Raw genomic sequence first — 17,506 nt, 5'->3', positions numbered from 1 at the left:
TGTCACCTTTTCAACAAAAATTAATGACGGCGATACTGATATTCTTCTGTGTGCACTGGTTCTTTTCATTGTTCTTCCACACATTCTATTTACATCGTTATGCATCCCACCAGATGTATACCACCAGTAAATTCTGGGAGCGTTTCTTTTATTTCAGCACCTGGTTTTTCCAGGGTTCATCATACCTGATTCCGAGAGCATATGGTGTTATGCACCGCATGCACCACGAATACAGTGATACTGAAAATGATCCGCATTCTCCGCACTTCTTTAAGGATGTATGGACTATGATGGTACAGACCCGTGTGATTTACAATGGTTTCGTAACCCGTACCAGCAAAGTGGATCCTAAATTTATGGAAGAGCCTTTACCGGAATGGGATGCTATGGATAAATTCGGTGACAGCAATATCACCCGTTTCCTCTGGATGGCTGCCTATGTAGCATTCTACGTAGCATTTGTGCCGGCTGGTATGTGGTATCTGTATTTCCTGCTGCCGATCCACTTCCTGATGGGACCAGTACAGGGAGCTATTGTGAACTGGTGCGGTCATAAATATGGTTACAGCAATTTCGATAACGGCGATCACTCCAGAAATACTTCCCCGTGGGGTATCATCCTGCTGGGTGAGCTGTTCCAGAATAATCACCATAAATTCAAAGACAGTCCTAACTTCGCCAAGAAATGGTTTGAGTTGGATCCAAGCTATCAGGTGATGAAACTGATGAATTTTGTCGGCATTATTAAACTGAAGCCTGCACTGGTTACACCGGCGCAGATGAAGAAAGTGAAAGCCGCCTAGTACTCCGTACAGTCAATCTGTTACAATAATAAAAAGTGCCTCGCCTTTATGGCGGGGCATTTTTTATTTATCCCTGAACGGGCGGAAAGCGGCGTGGTGTGCCAGCGCGAGCATGGGTTTATCCCCTTCGCTGTCACCATACGCAAATATTTCCTGGTAATCTTCCAGGCGGAATTGCTGGCGTATCCTGTTCACCTTTTCTGTTCCGTTGCAGTTGATGCCAAGTATATTACCGCTTATCCGTGCATCCCTGGTTTCCAGGCGGGTGCCGATACAACCGATCTGCAGCGATGCGCACCAGGGCGACACCCAGTTTTCGGCGGAGGCAGTGACCACCACTATGCGGTGGCCCTGCTCCTGATGTTTTCGTATAGCCGTCAACGCCTGCGGGCGGATAATAGTTGGTAATCTGTTTCTACAGAAGTCAGCGCAGCCAGCATTGAAATCCTCTTCGGTCATCTCCCCGAAATAATACCGGAATACCCGTTGCTTCATCTCCTGTGCAGGAAGCTGTTTCAGTTTAAAACGGATCAGCGCAGGCAGTAGTTTCACCACACCCAGGTACATACGCATACTGCCCCTGTGGAACCGGATAATCTCCCAGAGTGTATCCTTCTGCGTGATGGTACCATCAAAATCAAAGAAGGCTATCGTGGTCACAGTTTAAGTTTTTTGAAAATACCTTCTGGTATAAGTTTAATAATCAGCATGATATATTTCCAATGCCATTTCACATAGATACTGTTCTTCCGTCTTTTACCCGCTTTGTATACTGCTGCAGCCACGGCTTCCGGACTGGCGGTAAGTAGGGGCGGCAGGTTCAGGTGCTGTGTCATCCGGGTATTAACGAAGCCGGGTTGAACGCTCATCACGTGAACGCCACTACGAAAAAGCCGGTTGCGCAGACCACTGAGATAGGCGGTGAATCCTGCTTTGGCACTGCCGTAAATATAGTTGCTCTGCCGGCCGCGTTCACCGGCCACAGAGCTGATGCCTATAATGGTACCGGTTTTCCGGGCCTCGTAATTTTCGGCAACTACATTTAATATGGACACTGCGCCGGTGTAATTGGTATGGATAATAGCAGCAGCTTCCTGCCAGTGTTGCTGCGCCTGCTCCTGGTCGCCCAGGTAGCCGAAGGCACATACAGTAATATCCGGTTGGACGGGTAGCGCGTTGAAGAAGGCTGCATGGGTATCGCAGGCGGTTGCGTCGAAAGTATGTACGGTGACGTTTACGCCATAGCGTATGATGAGATCCTGCTGCAGTGGTATCAGGGCAGCCGCATGACGTGCTGCCAGTTGTATGTCATATTGTTGAGCGGCGTATTTCCGGGCCATGGCTACCGCCATGTCGGAGCCGGCGCCTAAAAAAAGTATTGTCGGCATTCGGTGGTATTTGGTTAATCGGGGGTTACTATTTCGTCAGTAATAATCTGTCGGATTGCAGGGAAGCAAAGCGCTGGCTGGTATTGTACGTCTGTACAATCTCCGCGAAGCGGTTTGCATTGGGGTAGCTCTTCCAGAATATTTCCTGTTTCATGCGCGCATCTTTGGACAGGTATAACCGTCCGCCATACTGCAGCACAATTTCATCCAGCTCATCGAGGAAGGGAAACAATCCTTTACGTACCGGGAAATCCAGCGCAAGGGTATAGCCTTCCATGGGGAAAGAGATGAGGGAATCCTGGTTGCCGAATACTTTCAGGACTGCGAGGAAAGAGCCCCAGCCTTTCTCACTGATTCTTTTCAGGATAGCTACCAGTCCGTCTTTCTTTTCCAGTGGCAGTACAAACTGGTATTGCACGAACCCTGCCTTGCCGTAACCGCGGTTCCAGTGCAGGATAGCATCCAGGGGATAGAAGAAGGGTTCGTAGGGTACCACATTGGAGATTTCCCGTTTGAAATTTTTGCCGTAGTACAGCCAGTTGAATGCCTTGACCGTGAAGGTGTTCAGTACAAAAGAAGGCAGATTGAAAGGAACGGATAATTTTCGTTTAGCCGGTAACGTAAGAGGAGCTGCCTGCTGTGCGGAACTAAGCTCTTCGGGCGTGGCATGTTCTCCTACGATGAGGATGCTGCGGCCGAAGGAGTCGCCTTTCTGCAGGCAATCGATCCAGGCCATGGAGTAGGTATAATGCTTATATTCTTCAAAAAGCCGGATAACTTCTTCCAGGTTTTTTGCCTTGATCTGCTTCTGGCGGATGTAGGCGGTTTCAATTTTTTTCAGATGGAATTTTACGCGGGTGATAACACCGGTAAGGCCCATACCGCCACAGGTAGCCCAGAAGAGGTCGGGGAGCAGGGTTTGCGAACAGGTGGTGGTAACGCCGGACCCGATGATCACATCCATATCAATGATGTGTCCGGAGAATGCGCCGTCCACATGATGATTTTTACCATGTACATCAGAGGCTACCGCGCCGCCCACCGTAATGAATTTGGTACCGGGGGTAACCGGGAGGAACCAGCCTTTGGGTACAATGATGTCCAGGATCTGATCCAGGGTAACGCCGGCCTGGGTTTCCAGGATGCCATTTTCCGGATCAAACGAAAGGAACTTATCGTACCTGAGCATGGAAATACTGTGCTGCCCCAGAGAGGCATCTCCATAGCACCTGCCATTGCCGCGGGCAATAAGACGGGTATTGGTTTCCACGAAATTCCGCAGTTGATCTTCCTGCGTAAAAGCACTTTCTTCAGATGCTACTGTAGGGAAATTTCCCCAGTTCGCCAACCGCTTTTGCATTATTCAAAAAAACTTTTGTTAGTGGGCAAATAAATTAAAACATAAAAACTCAGGACCCACAGGAGTATGGTTAATTGAATAAAACGGTCTTTATATAGGATCTTGGTGGGAGAACCGGTATTGTTCTCCACGTAGGTTATTTGCAAATATCGTAATAATCCGCCAATTACAAAAAGGGTCGTATAATAAAGGCGATAGGTATGAAAGCGGTATTGTGTTTCGGGCGACATGGTATACATCAGATACGCAACGATGATGACTGCGGAAACCAGTGACAGCATTACGTTCAGAAAGTCGGGGTTGTAACCTTTTACCGCCTTGCGCATTTCCTGTCCTGATTGTATTTTAATCAGCACATCGTCGCGGCGTTTGGCTACGGCCATAAATAAAGCGAGCAGAAACACCATGACCATCAGCCATTCAGACATGGGTACATTGCCTGCAATGCCTCCGGCTTTTACCCGTAGCACAAATCCGATGGCGAGGATGATGACGTCCAGGATGGAAATATTTTTCAGCCCGAAACAATAGAAGAGGTTCATCAGGAAATAGATGCCCAGTACAAAGGCGAATTTCTGTTTCACCAGCAGCGCCAATCCGAAGCCTGTGAGTATGCACAGCCCGAAAAGCACCAGTGCCATAGGTTTGGACACAGCCCCGGAAGCCAGCGGACGTTTACATTTTTCCGGATGTTTTTTGTCTGCCTCAATATCCTGGTAATCATTAATAATATAAATACTACTGGCAGTAATGCTGAAAGCAACGAAAGCGAGTAATACCTCCATGATCTTCTCCACAATAAATATCTCACCTGCGAAGAATAACGGAATAAAGAGAAATGCATTTTTAGCCCAATGTTTGGGGCGCAGTAATTTGATATATTTCATGGGGGCCCTAAAGTTGACGCGACAAGTTACAATTTATTCAATTACTTTTGGTTACGTTAATGTTATTGCAATTGTAGTTTTTTGCTGCTAATCCCTTTTTTTCTTTATGCCAACAACATCCCAAAGTGCCCGCAAAGGGGCAATTGCTGAAGTATTTATTATTGTAGCATTGGCCATTGTGCCGCTTTTTGTCACCTTTCCCTATCGTGTAAACATCTTTTTGTCATGGGAGGGAGCTTACCGGTTATCATCCGGTCAGGTTCCTTTCAGAGATTTCGGGACCCCGCTGGGTTACGGTTTCTGGATGATCCCTGCGTTGTTTTTTAAGCTGTTTGGTCCGCAGATGATTTCCCTGGTAAAAGCCCAGGTGTTCATCAATATTATTGCAGGGTTATCTTTCAGGTCTATTCTCAGGAGTCTGGACGTGCAACCGGCTATACGCCTGTTATCGGTGCTGGTGTTTGCGCTGTCTTATTCCTTCTTCAATTTCTGGCCCTGGTACAATCATACGGTAATAGTATATGAGCTGGTAGCGATCAGTTTTTTGCTGAAGTCTTTCTTTACAGAGAAACTGATAACCAGGTACCTGTATATTACGGCTGCCGCACTTTTCGTGTTCCTGTCTGTTTTCACGAAGCAGGACGGTGGGGGAATGGCACTGATGCTTTGTCTGGCCCTCCTGGTGTATAATAGTTATATCACCGGTAAATGGTGGGACCCGGTTCGTTTCTGCGGGGCGTTACTGATCATTGGCGGCCTCTTTATTATACCCCTGCTGCCTGGTTTTGCCTATTGGTTCAACCACGGGCAGCCACCGCATAATTCCCGGTTAGCCCTGAACGATTTTACAGATGAAATTATGGGTAATTCCAACTGGATCAAGGCTTATGTGGTCCTGGCAGTACTTTGTCTGGCTGCCGGTGTAAAGCATTGGGGCACGTGGATGCATACACGAAAAGAAGTGTTGTTTGCCCTGCTTACCTTTGGCATACTGGGAGAAGCGGCTATCTTCCAGGTAACCAGCTACACCCCGCCGGATAACAATATTTTCTTCCACAGTTTTGCCTTTGCCTTCATCGCTACCTGGTTATGTGCCCTGCTGCAAGTGCCGCTTAATACAGGAAAGTCGCTGCTGTTTGCTATTGCGCTGGTATTGTTCTGGTGGTCAGGTACCTGGTGGAAGTATATCGGCCGGTATACAGACCGCCTCTTCCCGGTGAAGGAAGCCTATGCGGCCACCGATAGTACCCATGAGAATGTAGTATCGCGCCGCAACTTTATGATCAACCGGGATACGACTGACGTACCGGTTTCCAGGTGGGTATTTAGCGACCTGCCGGTATTCCGCGGCATCTATATGCCTCAGCCTACGGTAGACGGTATTCACCGCGTACTGGCGTTACCGTTAGTACATGAAAAGAAGGCAGATATTAAGGTGCTGAATATGACAGAGTTAACGCCGCTGGCAGCGGCTATGCCCTTCCGCCTGGAAACGGGACCGGACTATCCGTTATGGTACCACCTCGGAGTAGGGATGTTTAACCGGCAGCTGGCCGCATTCAAAGTAAAGGTGCAGCAGCATCATTATGACCTGGTATTGTTTGAGTATGCGCCCTCGCTGAATAACTTTTTCCCTTTCGCACTCCGCGATGAGCTGAAGCTGCATTACCAGCAGATAGATTCTTTCCTGGCGCCCCGCAGACCTGCCAATGCCATGATTGAGGTATATGTGCCGAAACAGTAAAGTCAGATATTGTATTTATAAGTTGACGGGTTACCCTTGGGTAACCCGTTATTTTTTGCCACAGGAGGAGAGAAATTACCGGGTACCTGACAGGTTGGAAGCAGACCGTTGGAGGTAATCTTATGTAAGATACAGCAGAGGAAAACCGGTGAGTTCAGGGGCAGAAAACAAGGATACACCAGGCGGTATTTACCGTTATAGTAAACTGCCGGACTGACAGTTTTATGAGTAGGGCAGGTTGCCTGACTGCAGGTACATTGTTTCACTTACGGCATCTTTTCAGGGTAGGATACAGGTATGATATCGGTAACCGTATTGATGAAAATAACTGTTTTTGTGATCGGCTGGTCACCTGGTTAAGGTGGCTGTACATGATCCGGTATGCGGGTTAAAAACCAGGCAATCCGTTTTTGAATTGATAAAAATAATTATTCTTAATATTTATAATATTATATAAATATTTATTTGTAAATTCATTGCTGTATCCGCTTTAATTGCTTTAATATTGCACTGATTTTAATATGATACCTGCAGGCTGCAGCTGATGAAAAAGCTACACCCCGGATAATAACAACCTCCTTAAAATACTATTGGTTTACCTGAATGACAGCCTCGAAAAAGGCTGTTTTTTTATTTTGTAACTATTTCATTTTAAATATATTAGTCTGTAAATGATAATACGATGCTTTAGGTAATGAAAAGTACCGTTTTTCCACTGATTTTTATTAACCGGTAAAATTAATTTTGGTGGTTAAAATTAATATGTACCTTTGTCATGTACCCGGAAAAACAGGCTTATGTCAGCGTTAAAATCTATTGATACGTTACGCTTTGATGGGGGAGTGCTCTGCCTCGATTTTGTCAACACTATCAGTAACCGGATGAAGCCGGACCCTTATGACTACCTGCCGGGTTTCAGGGAGTTGTTGCAGTGGTATACCCGGCAGGAGATATTCCCATCCAAGGTGTTGCATACCCTGGAACGGCTCGCCAAAGGATACCCCCAGAAGGCGGCAGTTGTGTTTGAAAAAACGATACAGCTACGGGAGCTTTTACTACGTTTATTCACTGCCGTTATGGCACATAAGTCACCCGCCGCAGGTGACCTGCAATTATTTAATACCTATCTCTCAGACGCCTATACGAACATCGAAATGACCTGGCGACCATCTCAGCAGAAGGGAGAATTACTGTTCAACGCACCCGCGCTGGAGCAGGTTACCTGGTGGCTGGTGAAATCGGCCCAGGAGTTATTTACCGGAACACAGCTGCAACAGGTAAGGCAATGCCCGGCCTGCGGCTGGCTCTTTCTCGATAAGAGCCGCAACGGTTCCCGCAGATGGTGTAATATGAGCAGTTGCGGAGATATTCATAAAGTTACCAAGTACTATCAGCGCAATAAAAAGAAGCAACCATGATCACAACGACCAAACCCGCCGGATCCCTGACAACAAAAATGTTCCTGTATCTCCTGGCGGTATATATAATATGGGGCAGCACTTATCTCGGAATGAAGATTGCCACCAAGTCAGTTCCTCCGTTTTTATTATCCGGCCTGCGGTTTTTGCTGGCGGGGCCTGTCTTACTGATAATCGGTATTGCCAAAGAAAGAACAATGCCTTCCGGGAAGCAGATCCTGTCCGCCGTTTTCGTAGGTACGTTACTGATAGGTATCGGGAATTCCTCGGTGGCGCTCGCCGTTCACCATATGCCCTCCGGCCTGGTAGCCTTGCTGGTAGCAGCCATGCCTGCCTGGTTCCTGGGTATAGACTGGGCCTTCTTCAGCAGGAAGCGGCCTTCGGCGCTGACCATGACAGGTATTGTTCTCGGATTCACCGGTTTATTTCTCCTGTTTAATCCTTTGGTGCACAACCACGCAAAATCGTTTCCGTTATGGCCCATCGTGGTAGTGGTATGCGGCAGCATCAGCTGGGCTACCGGCTCTCTTTTTGTACAGCGCCTGCCCATGCCCACCCAGATTACCAGCACCGCCATCCAGATGATAACAGGCTGTGTTTGCTCCTTCCTGGCCAGTTTCATTTTTGAACACGGCGCCTGGAGTACACTGCCACTCATGATGTACGAAGGATGGATCGCTTATTTTTATCTTGTGTTTATCGGTTCCCTGGTAGGATATACTTCTTACAGCTGGCTTACCAGGAATGCACCACCCAGGCTGACGGCCACCTATGCCTATGTGAATCCGGTTGTTGCTATGTTCCTGGGCTGGGCCATCGGGAATGAAGCTGTTAATTCGACGGTAGGTATGGCTTCCGCTGTTGTTATATCCGGTGTTGTGCTCATGACTTTAAAGAAATAATTTCTATTTTGAGGTATGACTACTATCAAATGGGGAATTATTGGTTGCGGTAATGTGACCGAAGTAAAAAGCGGCCCGGCTTTCAGGCTGGCAGAAAACAGCCTGGTTACAGCAGTTATGCGGCGGGATGCCGCATTGGCGGAAGACTATGCCAGGCGCCATCAGGTGGCCCGGGCTTATCATGATGCCACCGACCTGATGAATGATCCGGAAGTAAACGCTATCTATATTGCCACTCCTCCCGGCAGCCATGAAGCCTATGCGCTGGCTGCCATGGAAAGGGGGTTTCCCGTTTATCTGGAAAAACCTGCAGCGCCGGACAGTGCCGGTGCAAAGCGTATAGCCGACGCCGTAGCACGCACCGGCGCCCGGCTCAGTATTGCGCATTACAGGCGCAGGTTGCCGGCTTTTGCCTGCGTAAAGCAATTACTGGATGAGGCCCGCATAGGAGAGGTGCAGTCTGTAGACCTACGCCTGTGGAAGCCCCTGCCAAAAGAAGGCGCGGGCTGGCGGCTGGATCCGGCCCTGTCCGGTGGCGGCCACTTTCACGACCTGGCGCCTCACCAGCTGGATATACTCCTTTACTATTTCGGGCTGCCGGAACAGGTCAGTGGTATCAGCACCGGTACGGATGTACGTATAGCCGACATCGTTAGCGGCCAGGTTTTATTTCCCGGTAACATCCTGTTTAACGGCAGCTGGAATTTTGTTTCTCCCCGGCAACAGCAAACAGACGAATGTATTATCAGCGGAAGTAAGGGAAGTATTGTCTTTCATTTCTTTACAGATTTTGACCAGGTAACTTTACATACAGCTCATCAGACAAAAACATTCCGCTTCAATAACCCCACTCATATTCAACAACCTATGATAGCGGATGTGGTGAAATATTTCCGCGGCGAAATTCCCAATCCATGCAGCATTTCCGCGGCAGTTGACGGGCTGGTGCTGATGGAAAAACTGCTGGGATGATTTTCTTTTCCCCATGAAAACCATTATATTGCAATCTCACGCTTTGCAGGTATACCCGATATCCGATTCCTGGATATAGCCCTGTTGATGAACCACCGCCGCTTTAGCAGCATTAGTTTTATTTATATATATAGGTTCCGCTCTTTTGGGTGCATTATTTGTTTTGTTTGGTGTGTCCGCTATTGTAAGTAATTAGAAATTAACAGATATAAACTGACTATGAGAAAAACCATTATTGTATCGAACAGGCTGCCGGTAAAAATTTCAGAAAAGAACGGAGAGTTTACATTACAATCCAGCGAAGGCGGTCTGGCGACGGGACTAGGCTCTATCTACAGGGAAGGTAACAATATCTGGATCGGATGGCCCGGTCTTGAAATTGAAGATCTGAAGCAACAGGAGAAAGTAACGAAGCAGTTAAGACAAATGAACCTGATGCCGGTTTTTCTTACCCAGGAGGAAATCAATAATTTTTATGAGGGATTTTCCAACGAAACACTGTGGCCTGTTTTCCACTATATGGGCGTTTATGCCCGCTATGAGCAATCTTACTGGGATGCCTACCACCAGGTAAACCAGAAATTCAGGGATATTGTTTTGCAGATAGCGGGGCCAGGAGACATCATCTGGGTACATGACTATCAACTGCTTTTACTGCCGGGAATGATCCGTACAGAGATGCCGGAAATATCAGTGGGCTTTTTCCAGCACATCCCGTTTCCCTCTTACGAATTATTCCGTCTTATCCCCTGGAGGGCGGAAATACTGGAAGGAATGCTGGGAGCAGATCTGATGGGCTTCCATACCTTTGACGACACCCGCCATTTCCTGAATGCCGCCAGCCGCCTGCTGCCGGTAAACACTACCGCCAACGTGGTGTCCTATAATGACAGGGCAGTGGTGGTGGAAACCTTTCCGATGGGAATCGACTATGATAAGTTTGCCTCCCTCGGAAATAATCCCGAAGTACAGGAACACCTGAAAACACTGCGGGAAAATTTCAGGGAAGAACGGCTGGTACTATCTATCGACCGGCTGGATTACAGCAAGGGTATTATTCAGCGCCTGCAGGCATTTGAATTATTACTGCAGTTGCATCCCGAATACATCAGCCGGGTGGTATTATATATGATAGTGGTGCCCTCCAGGGATACCGTACCGCAATACAAGGAGCTGCGTGACGACATTGATAAGCTCGTAGGAAACATCAACGCCAGGTTCCGCACACTCAGCTGGCACCCGATACAGTACTTTTACCGTTCCTTCCCCGTGGAAATGCTGTCTGCCTTGTATAATTTTGCGGACATCTGCCTGGTGAGCCCTATGCGCGATGGGATGAACCTCGTCAGCAAGGAGTATGTTGCCAGCCGTAATAACAACGACGGCGTGCTGATACTCAGTGAAATGGCAGGTGCTTCCAAAGAACTGAGCGACGCCATCATTGTAAATCCCAACAACCTGGGCGCCATCACCCGCGCTATTACAGATGCCCTGAATATGCCGCTGCCGGAACAACAGCGCCGGATGCGGCAGATGCGGCAGGTAGTTTCCAAGTTCAATATTCATCACTGGGTGAAACTATTTATGACACGCCTCGCGGAAGTAAATGAAATGCAGCAGAATATGCTGGCGCGTCGTGTGAACCAGGAAACTGCCGTATTAATCAGGCAACAGTATCGTCAGGCTAAAAAACGGATTCTCTTCCTGGATTACGACGGCACCCTGGTCGGCTTTCAGCCCAACATAGATATGGCTTCTCCGGACCCGGACCTGTATCAGCTGCTGCGGGAGCTGGCAGCCACACCTGGCAACGATGTGGTCATGATCAGCGGCCGTAAGCACGAAACGCTGGGAGAGTGGTTTGGTAACCTTCCGCTGGACCTCATCGCGGAACACGGCGCCTGGCAGAAAACGAAAGAAGGAGAATGGTATCAGCTTCCTGGCCTGAACGACAGCTGGAAACCGGAAATTCTCACCATGATGGAACAGGTAACTGACCGTACGCCCGGCTCCTTCGTGGAAGAGAAAAGTTTCTCGCTGGTATGGCATTACCGCAAAGTAGAGTCCGGCCTCGGAGAACTGCGGGCCAATGAACTCATGAACACCCTCCGCTATTATACCGTAGAAAAAGGGCTGCAGGTATTACCCGGAGATAAGGTCATAGAAGTAAAAAACATTGAAATCAATAAGGGCAAAGCAGCTCTGAGCTGGCTGCACCATAAAAAATATGATTTCATCATGGCCCTCGGTGACGATGTCACCGATGAGGACATATTCAAGGCGCTGCCCTCCAAAGCCACCAGTATCAAAGTGGGCAGCCAGTTATCAGCAGCTAAATATTACCTGCGTAGTTATCATGAGGTGAGGCATTTGCTGAGGACACTTAGGAAAAACTAGTGTTTAATTGCGAATTACGAATTGCGAATTACGAATGAGGAGCGAAGACATAAGCGGATAAAGAATTTACTTCTTCGCTTATGTCTTCGCTCCTCATTCGTAATTCGCAATTCGTAATTCGCAATTAAAGAAATATCGGCGTGTCCAGCTTCATCGATATTCTGTATGCGGCGTTCATCAGTCCTACGTGGCTGTATGCCTGGGGAAAGTTGCCCCATTGGCTGCCGGTGGCGGATTCTACGTCTTCGCTGAAGAGGAGGAGGTGGTTGGAGTATTGGAGGAGTCGTTCGAACTCTCGCCGGGCATCGTCGAGGCGGCCAACACAGGCGAGTGCTTCCACGTACCAGAAGGCGCAGACGAGGAAGGTGGTTTTGGGTTTACCGAAATCGTCGGAGTGGAGATAGCGGTAGAAGAGTCCTTCAGGTGTTTTGAGTTCCTTTTCGAGTCCGGCCAGGTGATCGCGGGCGCGTTCGGAGGCCGGGTCCAGGTAGTTCATCATGATGAGCTGCAGAGTGCTGGCGTCCAGGTGTTCGCTGCCTGCGGCGTTGGTGTAAACTTTCCGGACGGGGTCGTAGCAGCTTTCGATATGGGCGGCGGCCCGTTCCTTGAGGGCAATGGCGCGGGCAATCAGTTCTTCGTTGCCGATGGTGCGGGCCATTTTTTCGGCGGCATTGCATCCGGCCCATTGAAACAGGTTGGTATAGCAATGGATATTGGCCATGTTCCTGAATTCCCAGATGCCTGCATCTTTTTCATCAATGGTACGTTCTATCTTTTTCAGCAGCAGATTAATCCATCTGTCAGAATCTTTTCGTTCGCTGAAGATAAAGCGGTGATCTGTATACAAGGGGAGCATCGAAATTAATACCTGCCCGTAAATATCATTCTGAATATGTTCATATGCCTGGTTGCCAACGCGTACGGGCTTATTTCCCATATAGCCGTTGAGGTGAGGCAGGATGGTTTCGGAAAGGGTTTTTTGTCCGGTGATACCGTACAGGGGTTGGTAACGGAAATCTCCGGAGAAAGAGATGTCCGTGATGTACCCGAAGTAGCGTTCCATTTCTTCAAAATGTCCGATGTGGTTCAGCGCCATAATTACATAATAGGTATCGCGCATCCAGCAGTAGCGGTAGTCCCAGTTGCGGCCGCTCTCCGGAAATTCAGGCAGGCTGGTGGTACTGGCGGCAATGATAGCGCCGGTATCTTCGTACTGGTGTATCTTCAGGGCGAGAGCAGAGCGGATAACATATGGCTGGAAATAGTTGGCGATGGAAGAATGTTTGATCCAGGTGTGCCAGTAAGAGACGGTTTCCCGCAGGAACCGCTCAGCAGTGCTGACCAGCGGGGCTTCCAGCGGATGTCCGTAGGTAAGGATCAGATAGCGGGTATCATTCAGTACAAAAAATTCTTCTTCAAAAAGATAGCTGACAGCAATATTGGTGGTCAGCCGGATATTTTCCTCACAGCCGGTAAACTCAATGTGGCTGCTGCCTCTGAGCGGACGCAGTTTTTTTGCGCCATAGTCGCAGGTGGGGGCACATTTCACGCGTATGCGCGGGGAGCCGTCAACCGGTTCTACTTTCCGGATCAGCATTAGTGGTTTAAAGAAACGTTCATACTGCATGAAGCGCGGCGCGAAATCGGTGATGCGGTAGCTGCCTTCAGCCGTCGTTATTTCCGTACAAAGAATGTTGGTGTTTTCAAGATAGTATTGATGGGAAGTATAATGTCCTTCCGGGAGCACTGAAAATTCGCCTCCCTGTTTGCGGTCGAGCAGTCCGCCGAAAATGAAGGAGCTGTCCATCCGGGGCCAGCAGAGCCAGTCTATATTCGTGTCTTTGTTGATATGCGCCAGGTAAGCGCAGTTCCCAATAAGTCCGGTCTGGTAGGTATGTCTTTCCATTCTTAATACAGTTTATTGGTTTACATAAATTTTTATAAAATTGTTCAACTGGGGGGCAAATGCTGTTCCAATTTGACTATTTTTAAGGGATAAGTTGCTATCGTCATGCAGACATTAAAAAAAACACATTATTTACCCCGCTTTGTAACTCCGGTGCATAATGGGGATGAGATTACGTGGTTGCTGGCCGGAGATCTTGGCGGCACCAAAACGAATCTGGCGCTGTTCCGGTCCGGCGAGGGCATACTGGATATTGTGCGGGAGGGTAAATATGCGTCCCGGGATTATACAAACTTTACAGACATTATACAGGATTTTATCAGCCAGGGCGAAGGCATGCCGCCGCAGCGTGTATGCATTGGCGTAGCCGGTCCGGTAGTACGGGGAAAAGTGGAGCTGACCAATCTTTCACGGGATTTAAGTGAAGATGATATCAGGCAGGCTACGGGGATAAAATCGGTAGCATTGATTAATGACCTGGAGGCGACCGCCTACGGGCTGGCGACTTTATCGCCCAGTCAGCTGACTACACTGCACCGGGGTGCGGCAGACAGTAACGGTAATATGGCCATCATAGCACCTGGTACAGGATTGGGGATGGCGGGACTTTTCTGGGACGGGCAGCATCACTTTCCGTTTCCTACGGAGGGGGGCCATACAGATTTTGCGCCGCGGACAGATCTGGATATATTATTATTAAGATACCTGCAGGAGAAATATGACATTGCCAGTTGTGAGCGGTTAATTTCAGGTCCGGGTATTTATACCATATATCAGTTTTTGCGGGATGTGAAAGGAATGGAAGAAAGTGCAGAGCTGGGTAGGGCAATTGCTGACGGGGATCCTGCGGCGGTCATCAGCAAGGCAGCCCAGGAATCGCGGGTAGCTATCTGTGTAAAAACGATGGAGTTGTTTGTCAGATATCTGGCGCGGGAATCCTGTAACCTGGTACTGAAGATGAAAGCCACAGGTGGCTTATTCCTGGGTGGTGGTATTCCGCCCAAAATAGCGCCCATGCTGGAAACCGGGGAGTTCTACCATCATTACCTGCAGGGGGACCGAATGGCAGAGTTGCTGGCCAGTGTACCAATACATATCGTTAATAATGATAAATCAGCCTTATGGGGAGCAGCATATTATGCTGGCTTATTAGAAGATAAATAATTACATTTGCTGCACAGGAAATGGTGTCTTCCTGACCCAAACCGTTTCGCTAACAGGAACTGATGGCGCCTACAAATAAATAATGGTACAGGTAGTATCATTACTAAACTGCTATTTGTAGGAATGAAACAATTCAGAAAATCACTGGAACAATTGACAGTAGCGTATCAGCTGCTGCGCTGGACATTGCTGGTATTGCCTGTGGCGGTACTGGCCGGGTCTATGGTAGCCCTGTTTTTATGGCTGCTGGATAAGGCTACCCATCTGCGTTGGGAGCATGAATGGCTGTTGTATATGCTGCCGCTCTCGGGTATAGTTATTTATTGGCTGTACCGGTTGGGAGGCAGGAATGCGGAGAAGGGCAATAACCTGATCATGGAGGAGATTCACCAGCCGGGTGGAGGTGTACCTGCGCGTATGGCGCCGCTGGTGCTGCTGACGACTATTATCACTCATCTTTTCGGTGGGTCTGCCGGGCGCGAAGGTACAGCAGTTCAGATTGGCGGCAGTATTGCCGGGCTGTTGTCCAGGAAGCTGGGGCTAACGGCATCGGATACACGAATTTTACTGATGACTGGCATAGCCGCAGGGTTTGGGGCTGTGTTCGGGACGCCTGTTACCGGAGCGGTATTTGCGCTGGAGGTGTTGGCCATCGGCGTAATGCGTTACAATGCACTGATTCCCTGTCTGATTGCCGCTGTGCTGGCCGATGTAGTGTGCAGCGCGTGGGGCATCACTCATACAAAGTACCACATTGATTTCAGCGGCACACCGCTCAGTGCTGCCATTCCTTTCATTCATACAGATTTACTGCTCCTGTTGAAAGTGATACTTGCAGGAGTTGCATTCGGGCTGACCAGCTTGTTGTTCTCCAGGCTGATGCATACGATAAAGCATAACGCCAATGCCTATATTAAAATTCCCTGGCTGATTCCTGTCGCTGGTGGACTGATGATAATTGCCCTTTGTTATGTGGCCGGTACCTGGGATTATCTGGGACTGGGTGTTATGAGTAAAGACCCTGACGGTATCAGTGTTGTGAACGCTTTCCGGGAAGGCGGACGGATCAATGACTGGAGCTGGCTCTGGAAGCTGGTTTTCACTGCAGTGACGCTGGGAATGGGATTCAAAGGAGGGGAGGTCACCCCCCTGTTTTTTATGGGCGCTGCGTTGGGGCATACACTGGCGCTGTTAATGGGCGCTCCGGTGGATTTGTTTGCCGCGCTGGGTTTCATCGCTGTATTTGCCGGCGCCACGAATACGCCGATAGCCTGTACACTGATGGGAATTGAATTATTTGGCGGCACGCATGTTCTTTACTTTGGCGTGGCATGTTTTACTGCATATTATTTCAGCGGTCATTCCGGTATTTATGGTTCGCAGCGCCTGGTTGTTCCTAAGTATGATTAGCATTTGATAAGTTTCATATAAAACTTATCTGCAACTTTTTTATTAATTGCCGCCGGTAGAGGATAAGCCATCTCTCTGCCGGCGGTTTTTTATTTGCATGATCTCCCGCTCATTTCATTTTTCTATTGTAATGCTGGTTCCTGTGTCTGAATTATCCGGAGCGTATATCACTACGTCATCGTATAAACGATTCTCAGTGCGTTCATTTTAAGCGTTTTTCGGCCGCGTTAAAGAGGCCCTGGCTTCGTTATAAACTCTTCGCACTGGGAGTCTCAAAATGATATGCCAATTATTCCTATAATATATATTATGTTAAATTGAATAATCCACCTTAGAAATGATAATCTATAATACTCCCGCCCTTCGATTCCAAATCGAAAAACATCCCGAACCTCTGCCATCAGGCTGTAATTCAAATGTCAAGTAATTAAATACGGGGATTTACAGGAAGGATGCGTCCTCCACTTCCTGCGGATGATCAGGAAAAAGCAGAAAATTCTATCCAAAAAATGAAGTGGAAAAATAATGTCGGTCAGACGCCGAAAAATTGGACCAGGGGGTCAAAGATTTAGTTGAGCAGATGATTACATCCTGATCCTGATTCAGATTTGCCTCTCGCCTATAGGCTCACTCAGCAATATTCCGGGTGAAACACCCAGGAACTCTGCAATCCTGAATAATGTTGCAAGGCTTGGCTGCGATTTGTTCGTACACCAGCGGCTGACAGTATTTTCTTTTGTCTTTAAAAATGCAGCCAGCTCTTTGTTAGAACGTTTTCTTTCAGCTAGTTCTGCTTTAAGTCTGTTACAATCCATAAATACTTAAAATGATTCGCTGCAATTATAAAGATAAAAGCCAGAGAAACCATCACCGCTGCTGCCACCTGCTTCGCAAAAAAAGGCTGCAGTTACATACTGCAGCCTTTTTCTAATTTCTAATATTAAGACTTATTCAATTCTTAGTTAGCACTTCATGTAACAAAGTCGCCAGCCAGGATGCGCCTATGACAGCGGAACAAATCCCTGAAATCCGGTGCCGGAATGCAAAGAAAAGTATGGCGCCCAGTATTATTAAACCAGGACCACTGAAAAATACCTGGATATATCCATGCAGTGGTAGCAACGGCAAGTGACTGTATATGCTTTTATAATCCTG

Annotated in this window: 14 protein-coding genes and 1 riboswitch; of the genes, 8 read left to right on the top strand and 6 right to left on the bottom strand. The window is 48.2% G+C overall.

Going from position 1 to position 17,506, the window contains the following annotated elements; translation table 11 throughout:
* Positions 1 to 23 precede the first annotated feature (23 nt).
* Complete coding sequence (locus GWG06_RS25940) at positions 24 to 803, top strand: acyl-CoA desaturase (RefSeq protein WP_127035956.1); 780 nt, start codon at positions 24 to 26, stop codon at positions 801 to 803.
* Between the two features lie 63 nt (positions 804 to 866).
* Here GWG06_RS25940 and GWG06_RS25935 read toward each other — a convergent pair whose 3' ends face one another.
* Genes GWG06_RS25935 through GWG06_RS25920 form a run of 4 tightly spaced genes read right to left on the bottom strand, consistent with a single transcriptional unit; the run spans position 867 to position 4,438 of the window.
* The gene (locus tag GWG06_RS25935) at positions 867 to 1,463 is read right to left on the bottom strand and encodes an HAD family hydrolase (protein ID WP_160717169.1); all 597 of its coding nucleotides are present in this window, start codon (positions 1,461 to 1,463) and stop codon (positions 867 to 869) included.
* The gene (locus GWG06_RS25930) at positions 1,460 to 2,191 is read right to left on the bottom strand and encodes an SDR family oxidoreductase (RefSeq protein WP_160717167.1); all 732 of its coding nucleotides are present in this window, start codon (positions 2,189 to 2,191) and stop codon (positions 1,460 to 1,462) included. Before GWG06_RS25930 ends, GWG06_RS25935 begins: the two co-directional genes overlap by 4 nt.
* 28 nt (positions 2,192 to 2,219) lie before the next feature.
* Complete coding sequence (locus GWG06_RS25925) at positions 2,220 to 3,551, bottom strand: FAD-binding oxidoreductase (protein ID WP_160717165.1); 1,332 nt, start codon at positions 3,549 to 3,551, stop codon at positions 2,220 to 2,222.
* On the bottom strand, positions 3,551 to 4,438 hold the full coding sequence (locus tag GWG06_RS25920; protein ID WP_127035948.1) for a decaprenyl-phosphate phosphoribosyltransferase: 888 nt from the start codon (positions 4,436 to 4,438) through the stop codon (positions 3,551 to 3,553). Before GWG06_RS25920 ends, GWG06_RS25925 begins: the two co-directional genes overlap by 1 nt.
* 106 nt (positions 4,439 to 4,544) lie before the next feature.
* On the opposite strand from GWG06_RS25920, the gene GWG06_RS25915 reads away from it, so the two are divergent.
* The 5 genes from GWG06_RS25915 to GWG06_RS25895 all read left to right on the top strand — a co-directional run bounded on the left by GWG06_RS25915 (position 4,545) and on the right by GWG06_RS25895 (position 11,871).
* The gene (locus GWG06_RS25915) at positions 4,545 to 6,182 is read left to right on the top strand and encodes a hypothetical protein (protein ID WP_160717163.1); all 1,638 of its coding nucleotides are present in this window, start codon (positions 4,545 to 4,547) and stop codon (positions 6,180 to 6,182) included.
* Between the two features lie 797 nt (positions 6,183 to 6,979).
* Complete coding sequence (locus GWG06_RS25910) at positions 6,980 to 7,600, top strand: CGNR zinc finger domain-containing protein (RefSeq protein ID WP_160717161.1); 621 nt, start codon at positions 6,980 to 6,982, stop codon at positions 7,598 to 7,600.
* Positions 7,597 to 8,502 carry an EamA family transporter gene (locus tag GWG06_RS25905; protein WP_160717159.1) on the top strand — a complete coding sequence of 302 codons (906 nt, stop codon included), beginning with the start codon at positions 7,597 to 7,599 and terminating at the stop codon, positions 8,500 to 8,502. The genes GWG06_RS25910 and GWG06_RS25905 overlap by 4 nt, the downstream gene beginning before the upstream one ends.
* Before the next feature lie 15 nt (positions 8,503 to 8,517).
* Positions 8,518 to 9,474: a Gfo/Idh/MocA family protein gene (locus GWG06_RS25900; protein WP_160717157.1), complete on the top strand. Its 957-nt coding sequence runs from the start codon at positions 8,518 to 8,520 to the stop codon at positions 9,472 to 9,474.
* 219 nt (positions 9,475 to 9,693) lie between these two features.
* Positions 9,694 to 11,871 carry a bifunctional alpha,alpha-trehalose-phosphate synthase (UDP-forming)/trehalose-phosphatase gene (locus GWG06_RS25895; protein WP_160717155.1) on the top strand — a complete coding sequence of 726 codons (2,178 nt, stop codon included), beginning with the start codon at positions 9,694 to 9,696 and terminating at the stop codon, positions 11,869 to 11,871.
* Between the two features lie 124 nt (positions 11,872 to 11,995).
* Here the strand turns inward: GWG06_RS25895 and GWG06_RS25890 are convergent, their stop codons facing one another.
* Positions 11,996 to 13,777, bottom strand: coding sequence for a glycoside hydrolase family 15 protein (locus GWG06_RS25890; protein ID WP_160717153.1), 1,782 nt, complete (start codon positions 13,775 to 13,777; stop codon positions 11,996 to 11,998).
* 105 nt (positions 13,778 to 13,882) lie between these two features.
* Here GWG06_RS25890 and glk point away from each other — a divergent pair, with 105 nt between their 5' ends.
* A complete protein-coding gene (gene glk / locus GWG06_RS25885; protein WP_160717151.1) occupies positions 13,883 to 14,941 on the top strand; it encodes a glucokinase in 1,059 nt (352 codons plus the stop codon).
* A 7-nt stretch (positions 14,942 to 14,948) separates the two neighbouring features.
* Positions 14,949 to 15,020, top strand: a riboswitch (Fluoride riboswitch).
* Between the two features lie 44 nt (positions 15,021 to 15,064).
* Positions 15,065 to 16,351, top strand: coding sequence for a voltage-gated chloride channel family protein (locus GWG06_RS25880; RefSeq protein ID WP_160717149.1), 1,287 nt, complete (start codon positions 15,065 to 15,067; stop codon positions 16,349 to 16,351).
* Positions 16,352 to 16,953: 602 nt separating this feature from the next.
* Here the strand turns inward: GWG06_RS25880 and GWG06_RS30725 are convergent.
* Positions 16,954 to 17,166, bottom strand: a complete 213-nt coding sequence (locus GWG06_RS30725; RefSeq protein ID WP_160717147.1) for a helix-turn-helix transcriptional regulator — start codon at positions 17,164 to 17,166, stop codon at positions 16,954 to 16,956.
* Positions 17,167 to 17,506 lie beyond the last annotated feature (340 nt).

It is taken from the genome of Chitinophaga solisilvae, assembly GCF_009928525.1.
GTDB lineage: Bacteria > Bacteroidota > Bacteroidia > Chitinophagales > Chitinophagaceae > Chitinophaga > Chitinophaga solisilvae.
The sequence above is the reverse complement of the archived record's forward strand: the minus strand, read 5'-3'. Positions and strand labels throughout refer to the sequence as shown.